Below are 13,776 nucleotides of genomic sequence, written 5' to 3'. Positions count from 1 at the left end.
ATTATGCAACAAACCAATAGACTAAAACCTTTTTTTGAAAATATAAATTTTGAAAGAGCTGATAATACGATGGTGGTTAACTTTGGACCACAACATCCATCTGCTCATGGACAAATGAGATTAATCTTAGAGCTTCAAGGTGAAGAGATAGTAAAATCACGTCCTCATGTTGGATACCTTCATAGAGGTATGGAAAAGATGGCTGAGAATATGATTTATAATGAATTTTTGCCAACAACAGATAGAATGGATTATATTGCTGCTACCTCTAATAACTATGGTTTTGCCCTTGCTGTTGAGAAACTTCTAGGTATAGAAGCGCCAAGACGTGCAGAGATAATTAGAACTATGCTTTTAGAGATAAACAGAATCATGTCTCACCTCTTTTGGCTTGCAACTCATGCACTTGATGTAGGAGCTATGTCAGTTTTCTTATATGCCTTTAGAGAAAGAGAATTTGCAATAGATTTGATAGAAGATTATTGTGGAGCTAGACTAACTCACAGTGCTGTAAGAATTGGAGGAGTACCTTTAGATTTGCCAGATAATTGGTGTGAAGATTTAGAAAAATTTATCAATATCCTAGAAACTGAAGTTACAAAATATGAAGCCTTGTTAACAGATAATAGAATCTGGAGAATGAGACTTGAAAATGTTGGAGTAATAGATAATGAAACAGCAAAATCATGGGGATGTACAGGACCAATACTAAGAGCTAGTGGGCAAAAATGGGATTTACGAAAAGAGATGCCTTATGGGATATACCCAGAGCTTGATTTTGATGTGCCAACAGCAACAGCAGGTGATTGTTTTGCAAGATATGAATTACATATGCAAGAACTAAGAGAATCATCAAAAATATTAAGACAATTAATACCTATGTACAAAGAATCAAAATGTGAACTAATGGCACATGAACCTCAATATATCTCAGCATCTAAAGAAGATATAATGACTCAAAACTATGCCTTGATGCAGCACTTTGTTTTAGTAACACAAGGTATGAGACCACCAAAGGGTGAAGTTTATGTGGCAACAGAATCACCAAAAGGTGAGTTAGGGTTTATGATTGTAAGTGATGGAAGCCCATATGCATATAAGCTTAAACTTAGAGCTCCATCTTTTTGGCATACCTCGGTTTTAGAAGAGATATTAGTTGGTCACCAGTTAGCTGACGTTGTTGCTATTATTGGTAACTTAAACGTAGTTTTTGGTGAGATAGACAGGTAGATGAGAAGCGTGAAAAAAGTAAACTGCTTTACTTTTTTAGCTTCGGAAACGAAGTGTTCTGAACGAAGTGAAGCCACGGAGGCGATATATGAAAAGATATGATTTAAGACCATTAAAAGATAATTTCTACTCTAGAATGTTAGAACTAATGGATAAAGATATAAAAGATGGCGAAAATGCAATATTTCTTTTTGAAATAGGAGATTTTTCACATATCCAAAAATCAGCAGATGTTGTTTATGAAGCTGGATATACCTTAATGAATTCTATTAAATTCAATGAAGTTGATTGGACAATAGTTGTTAAAAAAGTAAAACCAGAGCCAAGACCAGTTGTAGAAGAAGAGTCTGATGATGAAGATAACAATGACGATGATGAAGAGTAAAATATGAGTTTAGAAACAGTTTCAAAAAGTGATTATATAGTTTGCCTAGGGGCAATGATTTCAAAAGATTCACCAAAAATGAATGATTTGATTATAGAGGCAATTGCAAAAAATGAGGCAGAGTTTATTTATATGCATCCAATTGATGATATTGATTTAAAACTTTACTGTACACAGTTTATAAAATATGAAGTTGGAAGTGAAGAGGGAGTTTTATCTTTGCTTTTAGAATATTTTACAAAGGAAAGAAGTGCTGATTTAGAAGAGTATTTATCTGATTTAGATATTGGTTATATTTCAGCTGAAAGTAGTGCAGGTGAAGAAGAGTTTGAAGAGATGGTAGAGCGGTCTTCAAATAAAAACACTAAAACTATTATTTTGGGAGAAGATTTATTTACCCACGAAAGAGTTGCAAATATCTCATCTATGATAAAAGCTCTTAAAGAGTTTAGTGGATTTAATATTGTTTTATTATCAGATATTATTTTACAAGCAAGTGATAAGCTAGAAGATGTGGCAGAACTTAAATCATATAATGGAACAGTTGCATATAAATACACAAGTAGTGAAGATGAGTTTATATATGGAAGTGAATCATTTTCTAGAGTTGCTAAGATATCAAATAAAGATACTGTCTCTTTAAATTATAAAGATGAGACTGTTCAAAGAACTTTTAAATTAGATAAAAACTTACAAGGAACTATTGCTTTATGTGGTGTAAAAAGTGATGATGAGAGTTTTTTATCACAAGGGTATAGATATAAGCAAGTAAAAATTGAAAAGGTTGATACATTATGAGTGAAATGATTACTTTAACAATTGATGGAAAAGAGCTAAAAGCCAAAGATGGAGAAACTGTTTTAAATGTAGCCCGTGCAAATGGAATATTTATACCAGCTCTTTGTTATTTAACTAGATGTTCACCTACACTTGCATGTAGATTATGTCTTGTGGAGTCAGCAGGAAAACAAGTCTATGCATGTAATGCCAAAGTAAAAGATGGCATGGAAGTTACAACTACAACTGATAACATTGAAAAAGAAAGACGTGCAATAATGGAGGTTTATGATGTAAACCATCCATTACAATGCGGAGTTTGTGACCAAAGTGGTGATTGTGAACTTCAAAATTATACTCTTTATCAAAAAGTTGATTCTCAAAGCTATGCCATAAAAGATGTAAATAGACCAACTGAACATTGGGGAGTGATGAACTATGACCCAGGACTTTGTATAGTTTGTGAAAAGTGTGTAACAGTATGTAAAGATATGATTGGTTCAAATGCTCTTTCAACTGTAAAAAGAGGTGCAGAGGCTATTGAAGGTAAGTTTAAAACTACTATGCCAAAAGATGCCTACTCAATGTGGAACAAACTAAACAAATCACTTATTGGATTTGAAGAAGATAAATGTGTTGACTGTGGAGAGTGTATCTCTGTTTGTCCTGTAGGAGCTTTAGTATCAAATGATTTCCAATATAAAACAAACTCATGGGAACTTACCCGAATACCTGCATCAAACTCTCACTCAAGTGATTGTTCACTTATATATTATGAAGTAAAACATGAATCAATAGTAAACCATGATGTTAAAAAAATCTATAGGGTTACAAATGAACATCACTATGCCTCACTTAATGGTGCTGCACGATTTGCTTATGATTTTGAAAATAGAGTTTCTAGTCAAGATGAAGTAGCTTTTGATAAAGCTCTTGAAGCCTTTAAAAAAGCCGATACTATTAAGTTTAATTCATTTATTACAAATGAAGAGGCTCTTACTTTACAAAAATTAAAAGAGAAACTTGGATATAAACTTGTAAATAGTGATGCCTTAGCTTATAAAAAGTTCCTTGATTCATATTCATCAGTTAGTGGCAAATCATTATATAGTGCAGACCTAAAAGATATCCATAACTCAAACTTTGTGATTTCTGTGGGAGCTTATTTAAAATCTGATTCTCCAAATACAAAGTATGCTTTTAATAACTCAGTTGTTATGAATAAAGGTGCTGGGTTGTATTTCCATCCAATGGGTGACCCTGTTATGGAACAGTGTGGTAAAAGAGGAAAAACAACAGAGTTTATCTATCACAAGCCCTTAGCTGAAGAGTCAGTATTATATTTTATCTTGGATAAGTTTGGCTCAGATTTACCAGAAGCTATTCAAGCAACACTTGATTCATACAAAGAGACAAGAACAAAATCAGTTACAGAGATGATAAAAGAAAAAGTTGTATCTGTAGTAAAAGATGAAGAAACAGGGGAAGAAAAAGAAGTAACCAAAATGGTTCCTAAAAAAGTTACTAAAGAAGTAGAGTTTGAATATACAAGACTTTTAGATGAGATAAATTGTGATGCAACTTTGATTGATACTATTGAAGCTATGAAAGATAAAAAAGATAGTTACACACTTATTTTAGGTGAAGATTTAATTACTCATCCAAACTCACAAAACCTTGCAAAACTAGCAGCCCTAGTAGAAAAGCATACAGAGTTTAAAGTTGTGATTATTCCTACTTCTACAAATACTTTAGGGGTGAGCCTGATTTGTGATTTAGATGAAGAACAAGGAAGCTATTCTATAGGATATAACGTAAAAGCAGATTTCCAACTATCAGCCCTAGGAGATGGTGATTTAGACATGCCTTCTCTTAACCAACAAGAAGGAACATTTACAAATATAGATAAAAGAGTAGTTCCTACAAATGCAGCCTTACCTTATAAGGGTTATGTTTTAAATGACATTGCAAATGTTTTATTAGAAAGTGAAGTTGAGCACACTATAGAATATACAAAATCTTTACCAGTTAATAAAGGCTTTAAAGCAGTTGAGTTTGATAGTTTAACAAACTACTTCTCAAATGACTGGAGTGAAAATAGAGGTTATGTATTAGATTCGCTTGATGTTGAAACAAGTGAAGAACTTGCACAAAAACAAAATGCAAGTTTTGAACTAACTTCTGGACAAATCACAATCTATAAAGCAAACCCAATCAACCAATTCAATGAGTTCACAGCAATTGCCCATGAATTTAAAGATGATTTAGAAAGTGGTATGTTTGCAAATGAGACACTATTATCAAAGTTAGAACTAAGTTCTGGCGATAAAGTACTATTGAGTGCAAATGGAATTGAGATTGAAGTAAATGTTTATACTGATAATCAAGTATCAGGAGAGATTGCTTATGTATCAACTTTTGAAAAAGAGTTAAATACAAAAGCACTTTTTGATGGATACAGATTTACAAGTGCAAATGTGAAAAAGGTGTAATATGGAGACAAGTATTTTAATAGAAACAGTTATAAAAGCTATTGTTATATTAGCAGTATTCTCTGCCATAGCTGGTTTTACAACTTATATCGAGCGAAAAATATTGGCTTTTATGCAAAGAAGACTAGGACCTACAAATGTTGGACCTTATGGAATCTTGCAACTTGTTTGTGATGGTATAAAACTGTTTACAAAAGAGGATTTTATACCTCAAAACTCTGTAAAACCTATATTTATGATTGCTCCAATTATAACAGCTGCAACTGCTTTTATTGCTATGACAGCAGTTCCTTTTTTCCCTGAGTTTGAGATTTTTGGTTATACAATAAGACCAATTATTGCAGATATAAACGTGGGTGTTTTATTTGTAATGGGGGTTGCTTCAGTTGGACTTTATGGACCACTTTTAGCTGGTATGAGTTCTGGAAATAAGTGGGCACTTTTAGGAGGAGCACGAACAGCTATTCAACTACTATCATATGAAGTTGTATCTGGACTTGCACTTTTAGCTCCACTTATGTTAGTGGGTTCTTTATCACTTATTGATATTAATGCTTATCAAAGTGAAGGAGTTACATCTTGGATTGTATGGACACAGCCTTTGGCATTTGTTCTTTTTGTAATGGCAGGATTTGCTGAGACGAATAGAACTCCTTTTGATTTACTAGAACATGAAGCTGAGATTGTTGCTGGGTATGCAACTGAGTATTCAGGTATGAGATGGGGGATGTTTTTTATAGGTGAGTACGCTAACCTTTTTACAGTCTCATTTTTGATTTCATTAATTTTTCTTGGTGGGTACAATGACTTATGGTTTATCCCTGGTGGCTTGGCGATTATTTTAAAAGTATCCTTTTTAATATTTTTCTTCTTATGGACAAGAGCTTCTTGGCCACATATTAGACCAGACCAATTGATGTGGTTATGTTGGAAAATCTTAATGCCACTAGCAGTAGTTAATATTTTAATTACTGGCTTTGTGATGATGTTTTAGGAGCAGTTATGAAATTAGATGAATTAAAAAATAGAAATATAAGCGAACACGATTATATCAATATTCAAAAAGATAGTTTTCCTGAAACTCCATGGCAAGAGTTTAAACAGATATTTAAAAGATCAATAAAAGGAGAACTTTTTACTGGACTAAAAGTAACATTTATTATGATGAAAGAGGCACTTTTTAATAATAATATGCATACAGTTCAGTACCCAATAGAAAAGCTTCCAATAGGACCTAGATATAGAGCTGTACATAAATTGCTTGGTCTTTTAGAATCTGGAGAAAATAGATGTATTGGTTGTGGACTTTGTGAAAAGATTTGTATCTCTGATTGTATTAGAATGGACACAAGAATTGATGAAAACTCTAGAAAAGAGGTTTTAGAATACACAATAAACTTTGGTAGATGTATCTTTTGTGGATATTGTGCTGAGGTTTGTCCAGAGCTTGCTATTGTTCATGGTGGAAGATATGAAAATGCAAGTGAACAGAGAGCCCATTTTGTTGTAAAAGATGATTTATTAACTCCACTTGATAAATTGGCAACTCAGCAAGAGTATCCAGGTTTTGGTGCAGTATCTCCTGATGCTGATGAAAAAATCAAAAAAACTCCATTAGAGTATTAGGAGAGATGATGTTTGAAATAGTAGCTTTTTATCTATTCGCAATATTGACAATTGTAATGTTTTCAATAACAGTATTTACAAATAACGCCTTATATGCACTGAGTGCCCTTGCAGCTGGTATGATTTTTATCTCTGCTTTTTTCTTTTTGTTAAATGCAGACTTTTTAGGTGTTGTTCAAATTGTAGTTTATACAGGTGCAGTTATGGCACTTTATGCCTTTGGGATGATGTTCTTTGATTCTATGAGTGAAGTAAAAGAGAGAATCCAAAACCCAAGATTAGTATTTTTATTAAGTGGAATAGCAGCTGTGATTATTGTACTTATTTTTGTCTCTCCAATTGTATCAGATAATATTATGTCAGAATTTGCAGTTCATCCAGAGTATGGAAATACTCAAGATGTAGGGGTTATTTTATTTACTAAGTTTTTAGTTCCTTTTGAGGTTGCTGCTGTAATGTTACTAGTTGCAATGATAGGTGGAATTATATTAGCAGGTAAAAAAATGGACGTATCATATTCAGAACTTAGTGAAGATGAAATAGATGCACTAGAATCATCAAATGAAAAGGATAGCAAATGAGTTTAAATGCATATTTAATACTTTCAGCACTTCTATTTTGTATAGGATTGATTGGGGTTATTAGAAGAAAAAATCTTTTAATGCTATTTTTTGCAACAGAGATAATGCTAAATGCTGTAAACATAGGACTAGCTGCTGTTTCTCATTTTCATCAAGACCTTACAGGTCAAATGTTTGCATTTTTTATAATCGCAATTGCAGCAAGTGAAGTTGCTATTGGATTGGGATTACTTATTTTATTATATAAAAGAAAAAATTCAATCAACTTAGACACTTTACAAAGTATGGAGGGGTAGATGGAAAAGTTTATATACATAGCACTATTTGCACCCCTTGTTGGTTCACTTGTAGCTGCTCTATTTTCAATGAAACCTAAGACACTATTTACAGGTATCTTTACAAGTTTTATGTTAGCTGTTTCATTTGTCGCTTCTTTAGTTTTACTTTTTCACATCTTTACTACTGGTGAAACAATAAGTGTAAAACTTATGGATTGGATAGTTATTGGAAATCTTAGTATCCCATTTGGTTTTGTAGCAGATGCGGTTAGTGTTACTATGATGTGTGTAGTTACATTGGTTTCAACAATGGTACATATTCACTCTATTGGATATATGGATCATGATAAATCATTTAATAGATTTTTTACTTGGTTATCTGCTTTTGTTTTTTCTATGATGATTTTAGTTATGAGTGATAACTTTGCTGGATTGTTTATAGGTTGGGAAGGAGTTGGATTATGTTCTTGGGGACTAATTGGATTTTGGTATCACAAAGAGGATAAACAAAAATCAAAAGATATATATAATTCACCATACTCTACACTTTCACCATATTCATCAATCTCCCCTTCATATGCAGCAAATGAAGCTTTTATTATGAATAGGGTTGCAGATTTAGGTATGTTAGTTGGAATATTTTTAATTTATTGGAATTTAGGATCACTTCAATATGATGTAGTATTTGCACAAATAGGAACACTTTCTCATAGTCTGATTGTAGCAATTGCTGTATTTTTATTTGTGGGAGCAATGGGTAAATCAGCGCAGTTTCCATTTAATCAATGGCTTGCAAATGCGATGGAAGGTCCAACACCAGTCTCTGCACTAATTCATGCAGCTACTATGGTAACAGCAGGGGTTTATTTACTAGTACGAGCAAATGAAGTTTTTACAGCTGTTCCTGAAGTTGGATATGGCATTGCTTGTCTTGGTGCTTTTGTTGCAATATTTGCAGCTTCCCAAGCACTTGTTGCTACTAATATCAAAAAAATCATTGCCTTTTCAACACTATCTCAACTTGGATATATGTTTGTTGCTGCTGGACTAGGTGCTTATTGGGTAGCATTATTTCATCTTGCAACCCATGCCTTTTTCAAATCAGTTCTTTTCTTAGGGGCTGGAAACGTTATGCATGCTCTTAATGATGAGATAAATATAAAAAATATGGGTGGACTTCATAAACATATGAAAGCAACATCAATTATTATGACTATAGCTTCTACTGCATTAGCTGGAATTTTTCCACTTGCTGGTTTCTTCTCAAAAGATTTAATCTTAGAAGTTGCATTTGGACATCATGCTTATATTTTATGGGCAATTTTATGGATAACAGCAGGTCTAACTGCCTTTTATTCATTTAGACTTATTATGTATGTATTTCATGGGGAAGAGAACTTCAAAAAGTTTGGGTATCACCCACATGAAACATACCCTTTTGTAATAGCAGCTATGACACCACTTGCTATTTTAGCAATTATTGCAGGATGGTTCCAAGATGCTTTTGTGGGAATGATTACAAAAGTTTTACCAAAACTTGAAATTCATGTTGACCACTCAACACTAAATATTTTAATAGCAGTAACAAGTGCCATTGCAATAGCAGGTATTTTATTTGCAGTATTTAAACACAAAAAAAGTGGTACATATTTTAGTGAAAAGCTGAAAAATAGAGCTTGTTATAAACTATTGGCAAACCAATATTTTATGCCACACTTTTTAGAGTATGTAATAAACAGACCTTATTTAGCAATGAGTAAGTTTGCATGGAAAGAGATTGATCTTAAAGTAATTGACTCTATTGTTGATGGTATTGGGAAAATTGTTTATGCATCAGGTAAAGAGGCAAGACCTATTCAATCAGGTAACTTATCGTCACTATTAAAAGTGATGGTTTATGGTCTTGTAATACTATTAGTTCTAAGTGTAGCGCTTGGGTTTTTAAAGTAAAGGGTTAGAAGGTATGGAACATATTTTATCAATTTTAATATTTTTTCCGGCATTTGCTGCATTTATAGGGTTTTTAGTAAAGAGTGATTCTATTAGAACTTATGCAATTATTGTCACAGCTGTTGAGTTTTTGATTTCACTTATATTATGGTATGGCTTTGATAGTTCAACACCAGATATGCAGTTCATGGAATCAATTCCATTAATTAGCTCTTATGGGATTAATTATGTTGTAGGAATAGATGGTATCTCTCTATTTTTAGTTCTTATGACTACATTTATGACAATGATTTCAATTATTGGATTAACAGAGACTAGGTCTTTAAAAAATATGCTAATCACTGTGTTGTTTTTAGAGATGACTATGGTGGGAGTATTTTTAGCTTTAGATGCCATTGTATTTTATCTATTCTGGGAATTGTCACTTATACCTATGCTGTATATCATAGGTGCATGGGGTGGAAACTTAAGAATTTATGCTTCAATTAAATTCTTTATTTATACCTTTACAGGTTCACTTGTAATGCTTATTGGTATGCTTTATTTAGGGTATGTTTATTATGTGACAACAGGAACATGGAGTTTTAATATCTTAGATTGGAATATGCTTTTACTTCCATTTGACATGCAACTTTGGTTATTTGTAGCATTTTTCTTAGGATTTGCTATCAAAGTTCCTATGGTACCATTTCATACTTGGCTTCCATATGCCCATGGACAAGCACCAACTATTGGTTCGGTGATACTTGCTGCAGTGTTACTTAAAATGGGAACTTATGGATTTATTAGATTTTCTCTTCCTCTTTTTCCTGATGGAACAGTTTATTTTATGATACCAATGGCAATATTAGCTCTTATAGCTATAGTATATACTGCAATGGTAGCTTATGGACAAGAGGATATAAAACAAGTAATTGCTTACTCTTCTGTTTCTCATATGGGTGTAATTATTTTAGGAACATTCGCTCTAAATGTTGAAGGTATTGGTGGGTCAATTTTCTTAATGATTTCCCATGGTATTGTTTCAGGTGCACTGTTCATGCTTGTGGGTGTGATTTATGATAGAAGGCATACAAAAATGATGAGTGAATTTGGTGGATTGGCAAGAGTGATGCCAAAATATGCAACTATATTTGCAATCATGCTTATGGCTTCAGTTGGATTGCCTTTAACTATTGGTTTTGTAGGAGAGTTTTTATCTCTATTAGGATTCTTTAAAGTATCACCAGTGATGACTTTAATAGCAGGACTTACTATTATTTTAGGTGCAGTTTATATGTTAGTTTTATATAAAAAGACTTTCTTTGGACCAATAACAAATCCAAAAAATGAGAATCTTGAAGATGCAAAAGGAAGAGAACTTGTTGCTTTAATTCCTTTGGTTGCATTAGTTATTATTTTAGGGATTTATCCAAAACCAATATTAGAGCCTGTTAATACTTCGGTAAAACATTTAGTAGAAGTTATGAAGATAAAAGCACAACAGCCAGCTTCTAAAGCACAAATCTTATCGTCAAATACAATTGGGGAGGCAAAATAATGATACCAGCTATTTCAATTGATTTTGCAAGTTTAAACTTTGGAACTATAGTTCCTATGTTAGTTGCTATTGTTGGAGCCTTAGTTATTTTATGTGTTGATTTAGCAAATAAAAAACTTGATAAATCTTTGTATATTATCTTAGCAGTTCTATTTTTGATTGTAGATTTAGGAACACTAGTAGGATACAATGGTGATATAAGAGGTATGTTTGATTTGATGTTAGTTGATGGTATTTCAATACTTTCACAATCAATTATTATCATCGCTTCAATATTGTTTATTTTATTGTCATTTACAAAACAAAGATTCAATGAACAAAGGTATCCAGAGTATTATGCTCTGTATTTATTTATGATTGCAGGTTTCCAGTTTATGGTAAGTTCTGATTCACTTATCTTGATATTTGTTGGACTTGAAACTGCATCTATGGCACTTTATACAATGATTGCAATGCATAATAGAATAAATGCAATAGAAGCTGCTATCAAATACTTTACTATGGGTGCCTTAGCAGCAGCACTATTTGCTTTTGGTTCGCTTATTTTTTATGCATTAACAGGAACAGTAGAACTTGGCAAAATATCTGAAGTATTAGTAGCATCTGATTTTGAGAATTATCCATTTGTTTTATTAGGTGTTGTATTTATACTTTCTGCTCTTGGATTTAAACTTTCACTTGTACCTTTTCATGTTTGGGTTGCTGATGTTTATGAGGGTTCAACTGCTTCACTTGCTGGTTTTATGTCTATTGTTCCAAAAATGGCAGGTTTTGTTGTAGCATTAAGATTTTTTGAAATATTTGTCTCTTCTGGAAATATGTTTGTTGAAGCGATTCTTTTTGGTGTTGTTATTTTAACAATGACTATTCCAAATATTATAGCACTATTACAAAAAGATATAAATAGAATGCTTGCTTACTCGTCTATATCAAATGCAGGTTTTGCCTTATCAGCGGTTTTGATAGGTACAACACAAGCAACAACAGCTATGTTTTTATATTGGATTTTGTTTTTAGTAACAAATCTTGGTGGATTTGCAATGTTATGGCTAAATAGAAATAAAGATTATAAAACATTTAAATCAGACCATGACATGGAAAAATATGCAGGACTTATAAAAATATCTCCAATGACAGCAGTTATTATGGGATTGTTTTTACTCTCACTTGCAGGTATTCCTCCCTTTGCACTGTTTTGGGGTAAGATGTATCTATTAGGTGCTGCTGTAAATGCTGGATATGTAGTATTAGCAGTAATTATGGCTTTAAACTCAGCAATTGCAGCTTACTATTACCTAAGACCAATTGTATATATGTTCTTAAAAGAACCAGTTGTTGATGGTATAAAATATATGGAAAATGCAACAACTACAAGTAAAGTAGTAGTTGGAGCTTGTGCAATATTTACTATAGTTTCAATATTCTTTATTGAAAATATTTTAGAAGTGATTTCTTATTATATTCAGATTTCTGGTTATTAGAAAAATTGCAAGGTCATAAACTGACCTTGCAAAAATTTAGTTAGAATTTTTCATTCCTTTTCCCATACCTTGGCCTTGACCCATGCCTTGACCTTTATTCATACCTTTTTGGCTTTTTTTCTCACTCATATTTTTCATTTGGCCTTCTAGCAGTTCCATTTTACTTAGTTGTTTATCTGAGTTAGTATCAAACTGTTCAAAAGTTGGGGCATTCCCTGCATTTTTCATTCTCATACCTTGTTCTGCTTTTGCATTCATTCTTTTTTCTCTTAAATCATAAAATTCAGTTTGCGAAATAGAACCATTTTTGTCACTATCATAAGCTTCAAAACTCATAGGACCTTTTTTTGTAAAATCTGTAGCACCTAGTGCTGCAACAAGTGAACCAGAAACCAAAGTCATAATGACTAATTTATATGCTTTCATAATATCCTCCTTAATTAACATAACTAATTATACTCTTTTAACTTAACATTATATTAACAATATGAAAAAATAAAAATATTTGCATAACCAAAGATAAAACCATAACTTGCTACAATCTTTTGATTAAAAAAGAAGGATAGAATTTGAGAAAAATTAGTGTTGCACACTCTCCGGATGCTGATGATATTTTTATGTATTATGCTATAAAATTTGGTTGGGTTACTCCAAAAGATGCAGTTTTTGAAAATATTGCTGATGATATTGAGAGTCTGAATCAAGCTACAATAAATGGTGTGTATGACATCTGTGCAATCTCATTTGCGCTGTATCCTTTTGTAAAAGATGATTATGCTCTTTTGAAAACAGCAGTTTCATTTGGAAATGGCTATGGACCAAAGTTAGTAAAGAAAAAAGATGTAAGATTAAAGAAAAACTTTAAAGTTGCTCTTAGTGGAGAGTTTACTACCAATGCTTTGTTATTTAGAATTGCTTATCCTGATGCAAAGATTACATATATGAACTTTTTAGAAATAGAAAAAGCTGTACTTGATGGAGTTGTTGATGCAGGTGTTTTAATACATGAGTCAATACTTACATATGATGATAGCTTAGAAGTGGAACGTGAGATCTGGGATATTTGGCAAGAGTTTGCTGGCAAAGAGTTACCTCTACCACTTGGAGGAATGTGCTTAAGAAGATCAATTCCATTAAATCATGCGATTGATTATGAAAATACATTGATAAAAGCAGTGCATGTAGCAAACAAAAATAAAAAGATGCTTTCAGAAATGCTTATAGAAAGAGATTTAATAAGGGTTGATGCACCTACACTTGATAAGTATTTAGACCTTTATGCAAATGATGATTCTATTGAGTTAAGCCAGATTCAATATGAGGCATTAGATAAGCTGTATGAATTAGGATACAAACATGGATTCTATAATAAGCTTATAAAATCACAAGAATTTTTAATTCCAAGTGAGTATGAAGAGTTAAGAGCAAAATAATTT

13 protein-coding genes are annotated in these 13,776 nt (G+C 32.3%); 12 read left to right on the top strand and 1 reads right to left on the bottom strand.

From position 1 onward, the window contains the following. Positions 1–3: 3 nt before the first annotated feature. The 11 genes from nuoD to nuoN all read left to right on the top strand — a co-directional run bounded on the left by nuoD (position 4) and on the right by nuoN (position 12,340). Positions 4–1,230 (top strand): NADH dehydrogenase (quinone) subunit D, encoded by a 1,227-nt coding sequence (nuoD, locus tag ACNI28_RS05705; RefSeq protein ID WP_419766256.1) that lies wholly within the window; start codon positions 4–6, stop codon positions 1,228–1,230. An 88-nt stretch (positions 1,231–1,318) separates the two neighbouring features. Next, positions 1,319–1,615: an NADH-ubiquinone oxidoreductase subunit E family protein gene (locus tag ACNI28_RS05700; RefSeq protein WP_419766255.1), complete on the top strand. Its 297-nt coding sequence runs from the start codon at positions 1,319–1,321 to the stop codon at positions 1,613–1,615. Positions 1,616–1,618: 3 nt separating this feature from the next. Then, positions 1,619–2,413, top strand: coding sequence for a hypothetical protein (locus tag ACNI28_RS05695; protein ID WP_419766254.1), 795 nt, complete (start codon positions 1,619–1,621; stop codon positions 2,411–2,413). Continuing rightward, positions 2,410–4,884 carry an NADH-quinone oxidoreductase subunit G gene (locus tag ACNI28_RS05690; protein ID WP_419766253.1) on the top strand — a complete coding sequence of 825 codons (2,475 nt, stop codon included), beginning with the start codon at positions 2,410–2,412 and terminating at the stop codon, positions 4,882–4,884. Before ACNI28_RS05695 ends, ACNI28_RS05690 begins: the two co-directional genes overlap by 4 nt. 1 nt (position 4,885) lies before the next feature. Further along, entirely contained in the window at positions 4,886–5,878 is a 993-nt protein-coding gene (gene nuoH / locus ACNI28_RS05685; RefSeq protein ID WP_419766252.1) for an NADH-quinone oxidoreductase subunit NuoH, read from the top strand. 8 nt (positions 5,879–5,886) lie between these two features. Then, complete coding sequence (gene nuoI, locus ACNI28_RS05680) at positions 5,887–6,510, top strand: NADH-quinone oxidoreductase subunit NuoI (RefSeq protein WP_419766251.1); 624 nt, start codon at positions 5,887–5,889, stop codon at positions 6,508–6,510. Positions 6,511–6,518: 8 nt separating this feature from the next. After that, positions 6,519–7,091, top strand: a complete 573-nt coding sequence (locus ACNI28_RS05675) for an NADH-quinone oxidoreductase subunit J (protein WP_419766250.1) — start codon at positions 6,519–6,521, stop codon at positions 7,089–7,091. After that, the gene (nuoK, locus tag ACNI28_RS05670) at positions 7,088–7,387 is read left to right on the top strand and encodes an NADH-quinone oxidoreductase subunit NuoK (RefSeq protein WP_298751709.1); all 300 of its coding nucleotides are present in this window, start codon (positions 7,088–7,090) and stop codon (positions 7,385–7,387) included. Before ACNI28_RS05675 ends, nuoK begins: the two co-directional genes overlap by 4 nt. Continuing rightward, positions 7,388–9,319, top strand: a complete 1,932-nt coding sequence (nuoL, locus tag ACNI28_RS05665; RefSeq protein WP_419766249.1) for an NADH-quinone oxidoreductase subunit L — start codon at positions 7,388–7,390, stop codon at positions 9,317–9,319. A gap of 13 nt (positions 9,320–9,332) precedes the next feature. Then, complete coding sequence (locus ACNI28_RS05660; protein WP_419766248.1) at positions 9,333–10,859, top strand: NADH-quinone oxidoreductase subunit M; 1,527 nt, start codon at positions 9,333–9,335, stop codon at positions 10,857–10,859. After that, entirely contained in the window at positions 10,859–12,340 is a 1,482-nt protein-coding gene (nuoN, locus tag ACNI28_RS05655; protein ID WP_419766247.1) for an NADH-quinone oxidoreductase subunit NuoN, read from the top strand. The genes ACNI28_RS05660 and nuoN overlap by 1 nt, the downstream gene beginning before the upstream one ends. 36 nt (positions 12,341–12,376) lie before the next feature. On the opposite strand, the gene ACNI28_RS05650 is transcribed toward nuoN, so the two are convergent. Continuing rightward, complete coding sequence (locus ACNI28_RS05650; RefSeq protein WP_298751705.1) at positions 12,377–12,766, bottom strand: EF-hand domain-containing protein; 390 nt, start codon at positions 12,764–12,766, stop codon at positions 12,377–12,379. 143 nt (positions 12,767–12,909) lie between these two features. Between ACNI28_RS05650 and ACNI28_RS05645 the strand changes: the two genes are divergently transcribed. After that, a complete protein-coding gene (locus ACNI28_RS05645; protein ID WP_419766246.1) occupies positions 12,910–13,773 on the top strand; it encodes a menaquinone biosynthesis family protein in 864 nt (287 codons plus the stop codon). Positions 13,774–13,776 lie beyond the last annotated feature (3 nt).

The sequence above is a fragment of the Arcobacter denitrificans (SeqCode) genome, from assembly GCF_048571185.1.
GTDB classification, from domain to species: Bacteria; Campylobacterota; Campylobacteria; order Campylobacterales; family Arcobacteraceae; genus Arcobacter; species Arcobacter denitrificans.
Note: the sequence above shows the minus strand (reverse complement) of the source record. Positions and strands in the feature narration are given on the sequence as shown.

Excerpts from the sequence above, each read along its gene's own strand:
- ACNI28_RS05690 (WP_419766253.1), top strand. The coding sequence starts at position 2,410 with ATGAGTGAAATGATTACTTTAACAATTGATGGAAAAGAGCTAAAAGCC.
- nuoL (WP_419766249.1), top strand. The coding sequence starts at position 7,388 with ATGGAAAAGTTTATATACATAGCACTATTTGCACCCCTTGTTGGTTCA.
- ACNI28_RS05675 (WP_419766250.1), top strand. The coding sequence starts at position 6,519 with ATGTTTGAAATAGTAGCTTTTTATCTATTCGCAATATTGACAATTGTA.
- ACNI28_RS05700 (WP_419766255.1), top strand. The coding sequence starts at position 1,319 with ATGAAAAGATATGATTTAAGACCATTAAAAGATAATTTCTACTCTAGA.
- ACNI28_RS05650 (WP_298751705.1), bottom strand. The coding sequence starts at position 12,766 with ATGAAAGCATATAAATTAGTCATTATGACTTTGGTTTCTGGTTCACTT.
- ACNI28_RS05660 (WP_419766248.1), top strand. The coding sequence starts at position 9,333 with ATGGAACATATTTTATCAATTTTAATATTTTTTCCGGCATTTGCTGCA.
- nuoK (WP_298751709.1), top strand. The coding sequence starts at position 7,088 with ATGAGTTTAAATGCATATTTAATACTTTCAGCACTTCTATTTTGTATA.
- nuoI (WP_419766251.1), top strand. The coding sequence starts at position 5,887 with ATGAAATTAGATGAATTAAAAAATAGAAATATAAGCGAACACGATTAT.
- nuoD (WP_419766256.1), top strand. The coding sequence starts at position 4 with ATGCAACAAACCAATAGACTAAAACCTTTTTTTGAAAATATAAATTTT.
- nuoH (WP_419766252.1), top strand. The coding sequence starts at position 4,886 with ATGGAGACAAGTATTTTAATAGAAACAGTTATAAAAGCTATTGTTATA.
- nuoN (WP_419766247.1), top strand. The coding sequence starts at position 10,859 with ATGATACCAGCTATTTCAATTGATTTTGCAAGTTTAAACTTTGGAACT.
- ACNI28_RS05695 (WP_419766254.1), top strand. The coding sequence starts at position 1,619 with ATGAGTTTAGAAACAGTTTCAAAAAGTGATTATATAGTTTGCCTAGGG.